The sequence below is a fragment of the Pontivivens marinum genome (assembly GCF_900231835.1).
Lineage (GTDB): Bacteria > Pseudomonadota > Alphaproteobacteria > Rhodobacterales > Rhodobacteraceae > Pontivivens > Pontivivens marinum.
This window is the reverse complement of record NZ_OCTN01000002.1, coordinates 147,820-163,234: the sequence shown is the minus strand read 5'-3', so window position 1 is coordinate 163,234 and position 15,415 is coordinate 147,820. Positions and strand designations below refer to the sequence as shown.

General features: G+C 58.6%; 16 protein-coding genes. 4 read left to right on the top strand and 12 right to left on the bottom strand.

What is annotated here, in order from left to right; all coding sequences use genetic code 11:
- Positions 1–65: 65 nt before the first annotated feature.
- The 3 genes from CR254_RS06715 to CR254_RS06705 all read right to left on the bottom strand — a co-directional run bounded on the left by CR254_RS06715 (position 66) and on the right by CR254_RS06705 (position 2,346).
- The gene (locus CR254_RS06715) at positions 66–806 is read right to left on the bottom strand and encodes a 2-keto-4-pentenoate hydratase (RefSeq protein ID WP_097929082.1); all 741 of its coding nucleotides are present in this window, start codon (positions 804–806) and stop codon (positions 66–68) included.
- Positions 803–1,441, bottom strand: a complete 639-nt coding sequence (locus CR254_RS06710; RefSeq protein ID WP_097929081.1) for a GntR family transcriptional regulator — start codon at positions 1,439–1,441, stop codon at positions 803–805. The genes CR254_RS06715 and CR254_RS06710 overlap by 4 nt, the downstream gene beginning before the upstream one ends.
- A 77-nt stretch (positions 1,442–1,518) precedes the next feature.
- Complete coding sequence (locus CR254_RS06705) at positions 1,519–2,346, bottom strand: class I SAM-dependent methyltransferase (protein WP_097929080.1); 828 nt, start codon at positions 2,344–2,346, stop codon at positions 1,519–1,521.
- 52 nt (positions 2,347–2,398) lie between these two features.
- Between CR254_RS06705 and CR254_RS06700 the strand changes: the two genes are divergently transcribed.
- Together CR254_RS06700 and CR254_RS06695 are read left to right on the top strand one after the other, a co-directional pair.
- Positions 2,399–3,049 carry a pyrimidine 5'-nucleotidase gene (locus tag CR254_RS06700; RefSeq protein ID WP_097929079.1) on the top strand — a complete coding sequence of 217 codons (651 nt, stop codon included), beginning with the start codon at positions 2,399–2,401 and terminating at the stop codon, positions 3,047–3,049.
- Positions 3,050–3,071: 22 nt separating this feature from the next.
- Positions 3,072–4,265 carry an FAD-dependent monooxygenase gene (locus CR254_RS06695; RefSeq protein WP_097929078.1) on the top strand — a complete coding sequence of 398 codons (1,194 nt, stop codon included), beginning with the start codon at positions 3,072–3,074 and terminating at the stop codon, positions 4,263–4,265.
- Here CR254_RS06695 and CR254_RS06690 read toward each other — a convergent pair.
- Complete coding sequence (locus tag CR254_RS06690; protein ID WP_097929077.1) at positions 4,257–5,327, bottom strand: anhydro-N-acetylmuramic acid kinase; 1,071 nt, start codon at positions 5,325–5,327, stop codon at positions 4,257–4,259. The two genes, CR254_RS06695 and CR254_RS06690, sit on opposite strands and share 9 nt — an antisense overlap.
- A 73-nt stretch (positions 5,328–5,400) precedes the next feature.
- Between CR254_RS06690 and tyrS the strand changes: the two genes are divergently transcribed.
- Positions 5,401–6,630 (top strand): tyrosine--tRNA ligase, encoded by a 1,230-nt coding sequence (tyrS, locus tag CR254_RS06685; protein WP_097929076.1) that lies wholly within the window; start codon positions 5,401–5,403, stop codon positions 6,628–6,630.
- 75 nt (positions 6,631–6,705) lie between these two features.
- Here tyrS and CR254_RS06680 read toward each other — a convergent pair whose 3' ends face one another.
- The 4 genes from CR254_RS06680 to CR254_RS06665 all read right to left on the bottom strand — a co-directional run bounded on the left by CR254_RS06680 (position 6,706) and on the right by CR254_RS06665 (position 11,500).
- The gene (locus CR254_RS06680) at positions 6,706–8,535 is read right to left on the bottom strand and encodes an ABCB family ABC transporter ATP-binding protein/permease (protein WP_097929075.1); all 1,830 of its coding nucleotides are present in this window, start codon (positions 8,533–8,535) and stop codon (positions 6,706–6,708) included.
- A gap of 312 nt (positions 8,536–8,847) precedes the next feature.
- Complete coding sequence (locus CR254_RS06675; protein ID WP_097929074.1) at positions 8,848–9,558, bottom strand: anti-sigma factor; 711 nt, start codon at positions 9,556–9,558, stop codon at positions 8,848–8,850.
- A complete protein-coding gene (locus CR254_RS06670; protein WP_097929073.1) occupies positions 9,555–10,112 on the bottom strand; it encodes a sigma-70 family RNA polymerase sigma factor in 558 nt (185 codons plus the stop codon). Before CR254_RS06670 ends, CR254_RS06675 begins: the two co-directional genes overlap by 4 nt.
- 44 nt (positions 10,113–10,156) lie before the next feature.
- Positions 10,157–11,500, bottom strand: coding sequence for a LysM peptidoglycan-binding domain-containing protein (locus CR254_RS06665; protein WP_097929072.1), 1,344 nt, complete (start codon positions 11,498–11,500; stop codon positions 10,157–10,159).
- Positions 11,501–11,637: 137 nt separating this feature from the next.
- Between CR254_RS06665 and CR254_RS06660 the strand changes: the two genes are divergently transcribed.
- A complete protein-coding gene (locus tag CR254_RS06660; RefSeq protein WP_097929071.1) occupies positions 11,638–12,198 on the top strand; it encodes an LOG family protein in 561 nt (186 codons plus the stop codon).
- Here CR254_RS06660 and rarD read toward each other — a convergent pair.
- The 4 genes from rarD to secF form a co-directional block, all read right to left on the bottom strand.
- Complete coding sequence (rarD, locus tag CR254_RS06655) at positions 12,162–13,043, bottom strand: EamA family transporter RarD (RefSeq protein WP_097929070.1); 882 nt, start codon at positions 13,041–13,043, stop codon at positions 12,162–12,164. The two genes, CR254_RS06660 and rarD, sit on opposite strands and share 37 nt — an antisense overlap.
- Positions 13,044–13,190: 147 nt before the next feature.
- Positions 13,191–13,790, bottom strand: a complete 600-nt coding sequence (locus tag CR254_RS06650; RefSeq protein WP_097929069.1) for a superoxide dismutase — start codon at positions 13,788–13,790, stop codon at positions 13,191–13,193.
- 123 nt (positions 13,791–13,913) lie between these two features.
- Positions 13,914–14,270 (bottom strand): Mth938-like domain-containing protein, encoded by a 357-nt coding sequence (locus CR254_RS06645; protein WP_097929068.1) that lies wholly within the window; start codon positions 14,268–14,270, stop codon positions 13,914–13,916.
- 144 nt (positions 14,271–14,414) lie between these two features.
- Positions 14,415–15,413, bottom strand: coding sequence for a protein translocase subunit SecF (gene secF, locus CR254_RS06640; RefSeq protein WP_097929067.1), 999 nt, complete (start codon positions 15,411–15,413; stop codon positions 14,415–14,417).
- Between the last annotated feature and the right edge of the window lie 2 nt (positions 15,414–15,415).

Below are 15,415 nucleotides of genomic sequence, written 5' to 3'. Positions count from 1 at the left end.
TGTCATCGGTCGCGTCAACCGCGCATGGCGGGTCTGCGCCTATGACAAGCGAATGATATGCCGGTTCAAGCCGTTAAGCTCAACGAAACCTCGCCCAATCCGGCAACAGCCATCCGCGCGGTATCCCCGATCGCAATAGGCAGCAGCCCCGTATGCGAACCGCACATAATCACATCGCCCTGACGCAATTGTACGCCGCGCGCTGCGAACAAGTTAGCCAGATAGGCCAGCGCCTGTAGCGGCGGTTCAGGGGAAGCATCGGGGGCGTCACAGTGGACTGTGTCACCGATCTGCACATGAGTCGCGCCGATTTCCGTGCCGCTGGGTGTGCCCAGAACAACTCCAGCGTTGAAAACACCCTGCGAGATGATGTTCAGCCCCTTGATCGAGCTGGCACCACGGCGGTCCAACAGCTCGAATGCAGGCACCAGATAACCGACATATTGCGCGACGCTATCGGCGTCCTGCGGCTGCATCGGGATATCCGCGCTGAGCACGGCGGCGATTTCAGGTTCCAGCATAAGCAGCGAATAATCCTGCGCGGGCAGCACGGCGGCATCCGGTACGATGCGCTGCTTTAGAATGCGCGCTGCGCCGGGGGCGGAGACGCCGAAATTCGCTTGCAGCTCCGCACGGTTCCACGAGATTTTGTAACCGCCAACCGGTCCCTCCAACGCGGCCAGCGCGTCCTGCACCGCATAGGCGGTTTCCAGATCGGGGATATCGTCGTGATCGACGAAATCGGTGAGGTTCTTGCGTGCCTCGGCAACCTGAGCGGCGCGTTGTGCAATCATGTCTGGGGTCATTGTCGTTCACCTGCATCTACCATCAGACGGGTCTGATAAGCTGCTGAAATATGGGCGCGGGCGGCATCATCCGCGGCGGTTCCGTCCCGTGCCTCAATGGCGGAAACGATGGCGAGATGTTCGTCCAGCGCCTCGTCACTGCGCCCCTCCGCCGCGAAGGACGTAAAGGTCAGCAGTGCCATCGAGCGTCGAACACTCTCCAATTGACGGATCAGAAAGCGGTTATGCGAGGCAAGGTGGATCTGCCGGTGGAACCGCTTGTTTGCGCGGCTCAACGCCTTTGGATCGCCCAGCAATTTGTGATCCTGCTTGATCATATCGTACAGCACGCCGATTTCCTCGGGCGCGGCATGTTGCGCGGCGAGACGGGCGGACAGGCCCTCCAGCTCGGCGCGCACGGTATAAAGCTCACCCAATTGATCGTGGTCGAGGGATGACACCATAAGGCTGCGGCCATCACGGCTGAGCACGCCCTGCGTCTCAAGCCGTTGCAATGCCTCACGTATCGGGGTGCGCGACATGCCCAGACGGTCGGCCAGCTCGCTTTCCACCAACCGGTCGCCGGGGCGGTAATCGCCATGGTCGATCGCGTTCAGAATACGGCCATAGGCGTCAGTTGGGTTTGTGTCAGACATCTCGATCCTTAATGAATGCGACTGTATGCAATCGGGCGCAACTGTGCGCGCCGGTATGCCGTCACGTCAAGGGCTGCTCACGCCCGCGCGGTTATGCACCAACCCGCCGTCGGCACCTGAACAAAGCCGTCCTGCACCAGCGGGGCCAACGCGACACGCAGGGCATCGGCGACCCGCAGGCGCGTTTCGTCGTCTACCTTGCGCAAATTACTGGCCAGCGTGCCGATCCGCATCATGAACAGGACCGCACGTTCAACCGGATCGGGATCATTGCCGGTTGAGATACGTGCCGGATGATCCACGGCCTGCCATTCAACATCACGCCAACCGGCCCCCGTCAGCAAAGGTTCTACATAGTCCTGCGCGGACCAGCCGAACGGCCCCGGCCCACCGATTGAGGGCAATTGCGTCAGCGCACCCCCAAGGATCGGCCGCGCCGCATCCAAGGGAACAGTAACCCAGCCGTTCAGCTCTGGCGGTTGCCAGCAGGTCACGACCAGCTTTCCGTCAGGTTTCACCTGCGAATGCAGGTGCGACCACGCGGCCTGTGGATCCTCAAAAAACATCGCACCGCAGCGGGAATGCAGGGCATCAAAGGGTGTAGCAAAGCTGTGGGTTGAGGCATCGTCCAGCACCCACTCAACTCGGCTTTGGGTATCCAACTCTCGCGCAACGGCTAGCAGGTCCGGTGATACGTCCAGCCCCGTGACGGCAGCCCCCGCATCGGCCAGCATGAATGAGGTATCCCCCGCACCGCAGCCCAGATCCAGCACGCGCTGCCCTGTCACATCGCCCATTGCGGCAATGCCCACAGCGCCGACCGGACCGATCAGGCCATCCATAGCGTCCGCCTTATCCGCCCATTCGCGGCCTACACGACCCGCCCAATCCGCCATTCCGACCATTATTCGCTCCCCGCTCTCGACCCTTGGCTATAGGCAGCATAACTGTTGAATTATGAAAGACCAATTTGATCACGTGCGTACCTGGGTTTTTGATCTGGACAATACGCTCTACCCGCCCAGCTCCCGTCTGTTTGATCAGATGGATGACCGTATGAACAACTGGATCATGCAGGCCGTTGGTGTGTCCTATGATCAGGCGCATGACATGCGTGTCGGATATCTGGCACAATACGGCACCACCTTGACCGGGCTGATGCAGCACCACGCCATCGACCCTGATGCGTTTCTGCTGGACACGCATGAGCTGGATCTGTCGAACCTTGCCCCCGCACTGCACTTGCGGGCCGAGATTGATAAGCTGCCCGGTCGGCGCATCGTCTTTACCAACGGATCGCGCCGCCATGCGGATCGCGTGACGGAGGCATTGGGCCTGCGTGGCGCCTTTGACGCGCATTACGGGATCGAGGACGCGCAATATGTCTCGAAACCCACACAGCAGGCATTCGATCTGGTGTTCGAGGCAGAGGCGCTGACGCCCACAACCTCCGCTATGTTCGAGGATATGGCCGAGAACCTCGTCATTCCGCACAATCTGGGTATGAAAACCATTCTGGTGGCTGAGGATGAAACGCCAGAGGACCACGCACATGTTCATCACGTCACGGATGATCTGGCGGACTTTCTGTCACGCATCAATGGTTAAGACGATAGGATAGGCTGCGACTATGACTGTTGAGAAAACCGATATCCTAGTCGCTGGTGGCGGCGTTGCCGGCCTGATGGCCGCGATGAGCTTTGCCCAAATCGGCTACAGCGTCATTTGCGTAGATCCCTCCCCCCCTGTCAGTGACCGGGGGGATGAACGAGCGGACCTACGCTCCACCGCATTTCTGATGCCAGCCGTGGAGATGATGCAGGAGGTCGCGCTATGGCCCCTGCTCGCCCCCCACGCGGCGGAGCTGCGCGTCATGCGCCTATGCGATAGCGGCGGGGTCGAGAATGGCATCCGCGAGCAAGTCGATTTCGACGCCGCGGAAATCGGGTACGAGCGTTTCGGTTGGAACATCCCTAACTGGGCGCTGCGCGATACGATGATCGGCCATGCTGAGCGATTTGAAACTCTGGATTTGCGCATGGGGCGTGCGGTGAAATCCATGCTAGCCCGCACGAATGCCGCCCGCATCACACTGGACGATGGCGCGCGGATCGAGGCTAAGCTGGTTATCGCGGCAGATGGGCGTAACAGCCTGATCCGCGAAATCCTCGATATTCCCAGCCGGACCACGCGCTACGGGCAAAAGGGCATCGTCTTTGCCGCGCGTCACCCTGAGCCGCATGACGGGATCAGCACCGAGCTGCACCGCACCGGTGGCCCGTTCACATTGGTCCCATTGCCGGATGAGGGGGGGGCGCATCGCTCCGCTATCGTCTGGATGGAAACAGGCCCGAATGTGGCGGACCTGATGGCGCTGGACGATGATGCCTTTAGCGCGGCGGCGACGCAGCGATCCTGCAACATCCTAGGCCCCTTACAGGTTGAGGGCGGACGGCGCAGCTGGCCTATTATTTCGCAACAAGCGGAATCGTTGATCGGTGCCCGCACGGCCCTGATCGCGGAGGCAGCGCATGTTATGCCTCCGATTGGCGCACAGGGGTTGAACACGTCCTTCGCCGATATTCGCGCGCTGATTGATGCAGCAGGGCGCAATGGTATCGGCAGCGAGCAAATGCTCGACGATTACGCACAGGCACGACAGCGCGATATCACTCTGCGCGAACGCGGGGTTGAGGTGTTGAACCGCGCCGCTCTGACCGACGCGCAACCCCTGCGCGATTTGCGTCGCAGTGGCCTGCGCCTGCTGGGTGGGCTCGCACCACTGCGCCACGCGGCGATCCGGCGGGGCATGGGCCTAGGCTGAGATACGGCCACCGCAAACCGGCGCGGCACACCCCGTCGTGTCCGGCGCAGAGGTTGGCAATCCCTTGAGCACACGCACCGCCAGATAGGCAAATGCCTGTGCCTCAAGCATATCCCCGTCCAGCCCGACTGCCTCCACCGGATCAACCTGTCCGCCCAACGCATCGGCCAACCACGCCATGATCGTGGCATTATGCCGCCCGCCGCCACAAACCAGCCAGCGCGATGGGCGACGTGGCAAGTGCTGCACCGCGCGGGCCACAGAGTGCACGGTAAAGGATGTCAGAAACGCCGCCCCCTGATCCGTGGGCATTTCCCGCGCAGCCGCAGCAACCGCCTGAAACCCGTTCCGGTCGAGGGATTTGGGCGGGATCACATCAAAATAGCCGTCAGCAAAATCCACGTGGTCCGCAACAAGCCCGCCACGCGCCGCCGCCAGGCCGCCAGCATCCTGCGGTACACCTGTTCGATCCTGCATAAAATCATCCAGCAGCGCATTTGCCGGACCGGTGTCAAAGGCCAGCAGCGCCCCCGCTGCCTGCGGTTGCTCAATGTTTGGATCAACCCACGTCACATTGCCAACACCACCAAGGTTCAGGAACGCAACCGGTTCCGACAATCCCGCCCATCGCGCACAAGCATGGTGGAAAAACGGGGCCAGAGGCGCGCCCTGCCCGCCCGCCTGCATATCCGCACTGCGAAAATCCCAAACCACTGGCACGCCAAGCGCATCTGCCATCGCACGCCCATCCCCCAGTTGATGGGTCCGCCCGCCATCAGGATCATGGGCCAGCGTTTGTCCGTGAAACCCGACAACCTGCGCCGCTGGCAGCGCGCGAACAGCCGCGATGTGGCGTCGCTGCACAATGTCGGCTGTGGCGGCTAACGCATTGCTCACCCTCGGCCAGCTACCCTGCGCGGCGACCAGAACGGCACGTTCCTCAGCCGAATAGGCCGCGAAATGACCCTGCCCGAACTGTGAAATCACATGACCGTCCGTCTCCACCCACGCGGCATCCACCCCGTCCATCGACGTTCCGCTCATCAATCCGATCGCTTGCATCGACGTCCTCTTTTCTTTCAGCCTGTATCGGGGCATATAACCCGTGCCTAGATAGGGCGCAAAGGATGAGATGATGACCTACCAGCCAAAGAGTGATTTTCTGCGCACCATGGTGGAGCGTGGCTTTCTGCAAGATTGCACCGACTTTGAGGGGCTCGACGAAGCCCTGCTGACAGGGGTTGTTCCGGGCTATATCGGCTTCGACTGCACGGCGGACAGCCTGCATGTCGGTCACCTGACGCAGATCATGATGCTGCGCTGGCTGCAAAAAACGGGCCACAAACCCATCACATTGATGGGCGGCGGCACGACCAAGATCGGCGACCCCTCGGGCAAGGACGAAGCACGTCAGCTTCTGACCACAGAACAAATCAACGACAACATGGCCGGCATCCGCCACGTGTTCGAGCGTTTCCTGACCTTTGGTGATGGGGCGCAGGACGCCGTGCAGCCAAACAATGCTGATTGGCTGGACGAGCTGAATTATGTCAGCTTCCTGCGCGATTACGGTCGCCACTTCACGATCAACCGGATGCTCAGCTTTGACAGTGTAAAACTGCGTCTGGACCGTGAACAGCCGCTGACTTTCCTCGAATTCAACTACATGCTGTTGCAGGCATATGACTTCATGGAATTGAACAAGCGCTATGGCTGTGGCCTGCAAATGGGCGGCTCCGATCAGTGGGGCAACATCGTCAACGGCATCGACCTGACACGGCGGATCAACCGCAATCAGGTATTCGGTCTGACAACGCCGCTATTGACCAAAGCTGACGGAACCAAGATGGGCAAATCGGCCAGCGGCGCCATCTGGCTGAACGCTGACCGCCTGTCCACCTATGAGTTCTGGCAATTCTGGCGTAACACGCTGGACGCTGATGTTGGCAAATTCCTCAAGCTGTTCACCGAACTGCCGCTGGAGGAATGCGAGCGCCTCGCAACGCTTGAAGGTGCCGGTATTAACGAGGCGAAAATCCTCCTCGCGAATGAGGTCACAACCCTCGCCCACGGGGCAGAGGCCGCAGCCGCAGCCGAGGCAACAGCCCGCGAAGTGTTCGAAAAGGGCGGCGTCGGCGATGACCTGCCCACCGTCTCCCTGCCCGCAGGTGAAACCAGCGTCGTGCAATTGTTCGTTAAGGCCGGATTGGCTGCGTCGGGCAAGGAAGCGAAGCGCCTGATTTCCGAGGGTGGCGCCAAGATCGACGATGAGGCCGTCACCGATGCGGGCCTAATGATCGACGTTTCCGGCACCCTGAAGCTCAGCGCCGGTAAAAAACGCCATGCACTGGTAAAGGCTGACTAAGCCCATCGCATTCACAAAATATCCCCGCCGGAGGCATCAGGCAGTTAGCCCAAATACCTCCGGCGAGGCTCTCGCTCAGTCCTCGTCTTCCTCAGCCGCCTGACGGGCCCACATGCGGGCATAACGGCCATGGGCCGCCAGCAGCCCCTCATGGGTGCCGTGCTCCACAACTTCGCCAGCCTCCAGCACCACGATCTGATCCGCATGAACGACCGTGGATAGGCGGTGCGCAATGGTGATCACCGTGCGCCCCTGCCCCATTTCGTTCAGGCTTTCCTGAATGCCCTGCTCCGTCTCGGAGTCCAGTGCGGAAGTCGCCTCGTCCAATAGCAAAATGGCAGGATTTTTCAGGATTGTACGCGCAATACCTACGCGCTGCTTCTCACCGCCGCTCAGCTTCAATCCACGCTCACCCACTGTGGTTTCATAGCCATCAGGCAGCGAGATAATGAAGTCGTGGATACGCGCAGCCCGCGCCGCATCCTCGATCTGCTGCTGGGTCGCACTGGGCAGGCCGTAGCCGATATTGTAACCAACCGTATCGTTGAACAGGACCGTATCCTGCGGCACTACGCCAATTGCGGCGCGCAGGCTTTCCTGTGTCACATCGCGCAGGTCCTGCCCGTCGATTTCAATCGCACCACCGGTGACGTCGTAAAACCGGAACAACAGCCGCCCGATTGTGGATTTGCCTGAGCCTGAATGCCCGACCAACGCCACGGTTTCGCCCGCCGCCGCATCGATGCTAACGCCCCTGAGTATCTGACGATCCGCATCATAGCTAAACCGAACGTCGCGCAGGGTCACGCGCCCGCCCTCAACCTGCAACTGCTTGGCGTCAGGCTTGTCCGTGACCTCCGCCGGTTGTTCCAGCAGGCCGAACATTTCACCCATATCAACCAAAGCTTGCCTGATCTCGCGGTAAACCGTGCCGAGGAAGTTCAGCGGCATGGTGATTTGCATCATATATAGGTTCACGGCAGTGAATTGCCCGACGCTCAACCGACCAGCCTGCACATCAATAGCCGCCATCACCAAAACGATCACCAAACCACTGGTAATCAACAGGGATTGCCCGAAGTTCAAACCAGCGAGCGAGATTTGCGTCTTGATCGCCTCCGCCTCATATCCCCGCATGGAATCGTCATAGCGCGCGGCTTCACGATGCTCCGCGCCGAAATATTTGACGGTCTCGAAATTCAGCAGGCTGTCGATGGCCTTTTGGTTGGCATCTGTATCTCGCTCATTCATCCGCTTGCGGATTTCAACGCGCCATTCAGTCACCTTGAACGTGAACAAAGTGTACAGCGTGATCGTCGTTAGCACGACAACCATATAGCCGACCCCGAACATGTACCAGAATATGGCGGCCATCAGCGCTAGCTCAACAATCAGCGGCCCGATTGAAAACAGCACGAAGCGCAGCAGGAAATCGACGCCCTTGACCCCACGCTCGATAATCCGGCTCAACCCGCCGGTTTTGCGCGCGATATGATAGCGCAAGGACAGCGCGTGGATGTGCTGAAATGTCTCAAGCGCAAGCCGCCGCAACGCCCGTTGACCAACCCGCGCAAAAACCGCATCGCGCAATTGGTTAAAGCCGACCTGACCAATACGCGCCAACCCGAAACCGATAACCAGCGCAACCGGCCCCATCGCCAGCAAGAAGCCTACCGATTGCGACGCATCCTCCGGCGTCAATGCATCCACCGCACCGGAAAAGAACAGAGGCGTGGCTAGGGTAATTACCTTCGCCAAAACCAGCATAATCATTGAGATAACGACACGCACCTTTAGCTGAGGCTGATTTTTCGGCCACAGATAGGGGATCACTTTGGTAAGTACAGTCCCGCCAGATTGGTTCACAGAACCGCGCTGTTCAGCTTCGGTGGCTACATCAGTCATGCTCGCTCCCGCAAAATGAACGTGACTCATAATGCCGCGGGCAATTGAATGCCAGCACGTGATTGTATCGGTCAATGACGGAAGGGCATGGAGGGCGGCGGACCAACAGGGATGCTACTGTCAATTGGTCCGCGCCGAAGCAACAAAATACGCAACGCTGCTACTTCAACTTGCGCACCGCCTCACGACACCGCGCAGTATTGTCCATGCTAGGTCAACACGCGAGTCGGAGAATTGGTTCCATCATTTTGAGATTTTTTTGATCCAATTCCGTATTTTTTTAGCGAGCTCCAATAGCCCGAATAATTGACCCTAGATCGCCAAAATATCCGCAACAACCAGCACGGGACCGCTAGGCGCACCGGTAGTTGATCCACCCTCGGGTTCGTCGCTGACCCCGAAATGCGCGTTGGTCGTCATCAGCTCTACCAATTCTGGCGTTAGCTCGATTTCATAGACCTGTTGTTCAGGAACCACGCCCATCGACATCGGCGCGGCGGTCGGTGTTGGTGCGAACCACAACTCCAGATCACGACCCGGTTCAGCCTCACCCGATACACGGTTCACGCGCAGAACAGCACGTTCCGCATCGAAGCGGGTGATAAAGGCAACCTCACCCCCAGGTGCGAACAGCGCTGTAATCAACTGCGCATCACGCAGGCCATCAGGGTCCGTGTAAACTGGGTTGTTCAACGACACAGCCACAGCCGCCACAACGCCTAGGGCCGCAACCCCACGCCATAATGGTACGCTATTCCAAAGACGCGACAGCATCGATGGCTCCGCCCCGAACAGACGCGTTGTTACTGCACGCTTAACGCTGGCTGGTGGCGTAACCTCTGTGAATTCACTGTCCAGATCCGAAAGCTGAACCTGCCAACTGTTTACCTGCGATGCAAATATCCGGTCCGTCCGCATCCGCCGCGCTGCCTGAGACAGCGCGTCACCTTCGAGCAGGCCGAGCGCGAACTGGGCTGCAAGCCAATCCTCATCGTCCCTATCGTGATGTGCCGTATCGGTCATACTTCTTCCATCTTCCCCCCGCCCAAGCAATCACGCAGGGCGAGCAGGCTGCGACGCAGCCATGTTTTCATTGTGTTGAGCGGCACTGCGTGTCGCTCCGCCAGCTCGGCGTAACTATATCCCTCCAGATAGGCCCCGCGCACCGCGCTGGCCCGATCCTCAGGCAATCCGTCCAAGCAAGTCGTGACACGGCGTCCGGTGTCACTGGCAATCAGCTGTGCCTCTGGTCCCGGTCCCGAATCCGGGATCTGAACCGCCTCATCAATTTCCACATGTCCGCCGCGCTGTTTGCGCAAACGGTCAATCGAGTGATTGCGCGCAATGGCAACCATCCAACTGATTGGCGAAAATCCACCGGGTTTATAGCTGGCTGCATTCTTCCAAATCCGAACGAATGCCTCCTGCACAGCCTCCTCTGCCTCTGCTCTGTCCTTTAATACACGTAAGCAGACGCCAAAAAGTTTCGCGGAGGTCAAATCATATAATTCAACGAAGGCTGCGCGGTCCTTTAGGACGACGCGACCGATCAGAGTTTCGATATGTTCTGCAGTCATCGGAGCCTCGTTCATTCACATATTTTCACCAGCTTATCGTGATTTCAATCGTCTGGTAACGAAAAAATCTGCCCCGGATAGATCAGGTCTGGATCACGAATTTGATCCGAGTTTGCTGTGAAAATTTGTGTAAATAGCGGTCCGCGACCGTAACGCTCACGCGCGATAGTCCACAAATTATTGCCCGGCTGAACAACGATCTGCTGTAGGGGACCGGTTTCGGCCAAGGTAGCAATCGCCACATCGGGGTTCACACGGCGGAAGGGGCTTTCGGCGCGGCTTGTCACCTCACCCTCCGTATCCACTTCATCCACACGCAGGGTGTAATCGCCGACATTAATTGTATTAACCACCACGGACCAATTACCGTCCTGCCGGATATCAGCCTGCGTTATAGGTGCGCCATTGGCGTAGATGCGCGCGGCACTGCCCGGTTGGCCGCGACCGCTCAGCACGACATCGCCCTCAGCAGAGTAACTGATACTGTCCAGAACAATCTGTCCGGCGATCTGCTCAATCGCGGGCTGGATCACCTCAACCGTTGCGGGGGTGGACAGAACGACGACTGGCGCCTCGGCCTGAGTTTCATCCTCGCTTGGCGTATCAACAATCACGATGACAGCTTCCTCGGAGGTACTCTCATTGCCCTGCTCCACACTGCCCGTTTGCAGGCGAATTTCCTGTGCAGCGCCGGTTTGCGGGGTATCAACCATGGCCACAAACTCACCCCGTGCTGAAGCGGTGGCGGTTCCGACGGCCTGCCCGTCAACGGTGATCGTTACCTCCGCACCGGGTTCTGCACGGCCCGCAATCACAGTCGCGCCATCGGTTTCAACGCGCACCAGATCAAATTCGGGCGCTGGCCGCGCGCTTTGCTGCGGTTCGGCGGCGGCCTGTTCCATTGGGTCGGCTTCGGTCGCTTCAACCGGCTCGACAGCCTCCTCAACCACAGGCAGGACAGCGACAGGTTCAATCGCCGGAGCGTCCTGCGCGACAGGGGGGATATCTGTTGACTGGGACGTTTCATCAACAGTGACCGGCTCCGCGATGACATCAGCAATGGCTGCAACCTCTGGCACCTCAAGCGTATCGGTGGCGGTTTCGGCCTGCTTGATCACCTCAACGACCGTGTCCACAATCGCCTCAGCCGCCGGTGGCTGCTCGGCAACTTCGACGGCCTCAGGGGCGGGCGGGGTGACAACCTCAACAACGCTTGTGGTTTCCGGTGGTTCTACAACGTCACCCCCCGCGACTGTTGCCTCAACAACCGGGGCGGGGGGTGTCTGCTGTACGGACTCCGCTTCCTCGCGGTTTTGATACCAAAGCCAGCCGACAACACCAATAATCACCGGCACAACCACCAGCCCGATACGCTTTGTTTGTGACATTATGTCCCCTACCCCATCGCCGCGCTGGTCGATGTATCATTTCCGTTTGTGCGCCACTGTTATACGTGTGTCATCAATAGGCAATTATTTGCCGATCATAGATCACCGCACAGTAGCAGTTGCGGCAAGGAGGCCACATGACGAGCACAATCACACCCGGAATTTGCGTTTTTTGCGGCTCACGCCCCGGCGATGACCCCGCATTTGTGGCTGATGCCACCAAAATCGGTCAAGCAATCGCGGCTGAGGGATGGCGTGTTATCTATGGCGCAGGTGATATCGGCATCATGGGCGCCGTGGCAGAGGCTGCGCAGGCCGCGGGCGGTAAGCTGTTCGGCGTGATCCCGCAGCATCTGGTTGATCGCGAGGTTGGCCGCGCCTCTGCCGATACCTATGTCGTCACCGATAATATGCACACCCGCAAAACGGTGATGTTCGCGAACTCGGCCGGCATTCTGGTGCTTCCAGGTGGTCCCGGCACATTGGACGAGCTGTTCGAGGTGATGACATGGCGCCAACTGGGCGTGCATGACAAACCTATCGTACTGTTGAACACCAATGGATATTGGGACGGCCTGATCGAGTTGATCGACAGCATCATCGCGCGCGGCTTTGCCGAAGCATCGTTCCGCGAATTCCTAACCGTTGTGGAGACGCCGGATCAGGCGATGGGTGCCCTGCGCGCGCGCCTTTCCTGACTTAGGATACCCCAACTATACAGCGCCAGCGCCGCCCAGATCATCGGGAAGGCGATGGCGTGCCACTTCGTAAACGGTTCGTGAAACAGCATCGTTGCCACCGCGAATTGCAGCGTCGGGTTCACGTATTGCGCCAAGCCCAAGGTTGCATAATTCAGGCGCGTCGCCGCATAGGCAAACCCCATCAGCGGCGCGCCAGTTAGCACACCGGATGCGATCAGCAGCAACCAGTCATGCAGGTCCAGATGGGCAATGCCCGGCCCCCAAATCACATATCCAACAGCCAGTGGCAGCAGCAGGCACACCTCCAAAAAGACGCTGGTGACGGGACCGACGGTTAGGGTTTTCTTGATCAAACCGTAGCTGCCAAAGGTCGCGGCCAGAAACAGCGCGATCCATGGAGCAACACCCAAGCCAACAGTCAGGACCAGCACCGCGCTGATCGCCAATACGATGCCGATACCCTGCAACCGGCCAAAGCGTTCACGGAACACCAGATATCCCATGCCAACTGCAACCAAGGGGAAGATGTAATAGCCCAGCGATGCCTCCATCGCGCGGCTTGACTGGATCGAATAGATGAAGCCGAACCAGTTGGCCGAGATCAACATGGCCGTCAGCAATAATGTCAGGATCGTGCGGGGACTGCGAACGGCCTCGCGCACCTTATCCGCGCGGCCAGTCATTGCGATTACGATTGCAAAAAACGCGAAGGACCAGATCGTGCGATGGGCCAGCACCTCCAGCGGTTCCAAGTGGTTAACCTGCGCATAGAACGCGCCTGACAGGCCCCACGCGATGCATGTTGCCAGCATCGCCAGAACGCCCTTCTTGCTCTCGGTCATCGCACTCTCCCCTATTTTTATAGGCAGAGATAACGCCACATGGCGCGAAGCACGAGGTCGCGATTGTACGCCCACAATAATCGGCAGCGCCCATGAAAAAGGGGCACCCAATGGGCGCCCCGAATAGCCAAAAACGGCTGTGTCAGATCACATGCGCGATGCGACGTTTTCCCAGTTAACCAGATTGTCCAGGAAGTTGGACAGGTAGACAGGACGCTTGTTGCGGAAATCGATGTAGTAGGAGTGCTCCCAAACATCACAGCCCAGCAACGCGGTTTGGCCGAAGCACAGCGGGTTCACGCCGTTTTCGGTTTTCGTTACTTTCAGCGCGCCGTCAGTATCCTTAACCAACCACGCCCAGCCGGAGCCGAACTGGCCAGCGCCAGCAGCGGAGAATTGGGATTTGAAGTCATCGACGGAACCGAAGGACTCAACCAATGCTGCTTCCAGCTCGGATGGCATAGCCGATGCGCCGGGGCTCATCATTTCCCAGAACTGGTTGTGGTTCCACAACTGCGAGATGTTGTTGAAGATGCCGTTTTGCGCAACAGCATTGGCGTCGTAGGTGCCTGTGATGATTTCTTCGAGGGATTTGCCATCCCACTCAGTGCCCTCAATCGCCTTGTTGCCGTTAACGACATAGGCGTTGTGGTGCAGGTCGTGGTGGAATTCCAGCGTCTCAGCGCTCATGCCATGTGGGGCAAGTGCATCGTGAGCATAGGGCAGATCGGGAAGGTTAAATGCCATTGGAGTTCTCCTGTTAATTGACCGCAATAGCGCGGCCGCTTGACGTGTTACATATCACGGGATCGCGTCGGGAAAAGGCCTAGGGCGCAAATCAGATAAAAACGATCAGAAGCCCTAGCGTGTTCACTGCGATAGAACTGGCATCAGCGCAGCCGCGATCCGCCGCCCCTCGCTCAACAACACATTATAGGTTCGGCATGCGGATGGGGATGACATGATTTCAACCCCGATATCTGCACCCTCCAGCGCGGCGATGAGGTCCTCAGGCGGGTTTGCAATTTCGCCGCCTGTTCCGAAAAACAGAACATCGATATCGTCCGCTATGGCCAGAAATGGCGCCGCGTCACCGGACCATGGCTGCGCGCCATTTGGCAACAGGGCAACGCCACCCTCAATCACCTTACCATCGACGCGGAAAAAGCCGGGTCCGTAACCCTCTACGGGCCGGGCATTTTCATAGTCTATTTCATTGAGCTGCATGGGAACGCTCCGTGATTTCAACCTGAGATGTCGGACTGCTCGAATAAGGTGAGCGGCTGTTCATCGCCAAGATAGTCGATAGCCGCCCACCCGATCAATGCGCCTAAAATGCACAACCCGACCTCCAGTGCAAAGTTGCGAACCTTACGCATCAATATGCGCGAATTTGGTTCCACCCTTGCGCGGTCCCTTGGTCGGGCCCTCACCGTCCTTGGACCAATCCCGCTTTACATCCAGACGCAGCAGGATGGGAGAAGCCACAAAGACCGAGGAATAGGTGCCAACCACGACGCCCCAGATCATGGCGAAGGTAAACCCGCGAATGGTCTCCCCTCCCAGCACATAAAGTGCGATCAGCGCGATCAAGGTCGTGACAGAGGTCATAACCGTACGGCTTAACGTTTCGTTCAGCGACAGGTTCAGCAGGTCACGCAATGTCATCTGCTTATACCGGCGCAGGTTTTCACGCACGCGGTCAAACACAACCACCGTATCGTTCAGCGAATAGCCCACAATCGTCAGGATCGCAGCAATAATGGCCAAGTTGAATTCCAACCCGACCAAGCTGAACACACCAATCGTCAGAATCACATCGTGGACCAGCGCAGCAACCGCGCCCAGTGCAAATTGCCACTCGAACCGCAGCCAGATGTAGAACAACACCGCTGCCACAGCCAAACCAACAGCGAGGATACCGGCCTGAACCAGTTCGCCGGACACCTTGGCGCCGACGCTTTCAGTGGACAGAATTGTCAGACCCTCGAACCGCTCCTGCAGGGCATTCACAACCATCTGAACAGTTTCGTTCTGAATTGCGGCTTCACCGTCCTGCTGCTCAATCCGGATCAGCGCGGAGTTCTGCGCAGCACCGGTCAGTTCAGCAGCCGGGTCGCTGATTTGGCTAACGGTTGCATCACCAACCTCCAGCTCACCGAGCAAATCGCGATAGTCCTGCGTCGCGACAGGACCGGGCGTTTCGGTCATGATGACCGAGCCACCCCGAAAATCGATGCCGTAATTCAGGCCGACCATCGCAAACAACACGATTGATGCAATCACCGCCAGCGTCGAAATGCCGAAGGAGAGTGTCTGTAGCTTAAAGAAATCGAACTTGGTCGAATCCGGTATCAGTTTCAGGCGCATGA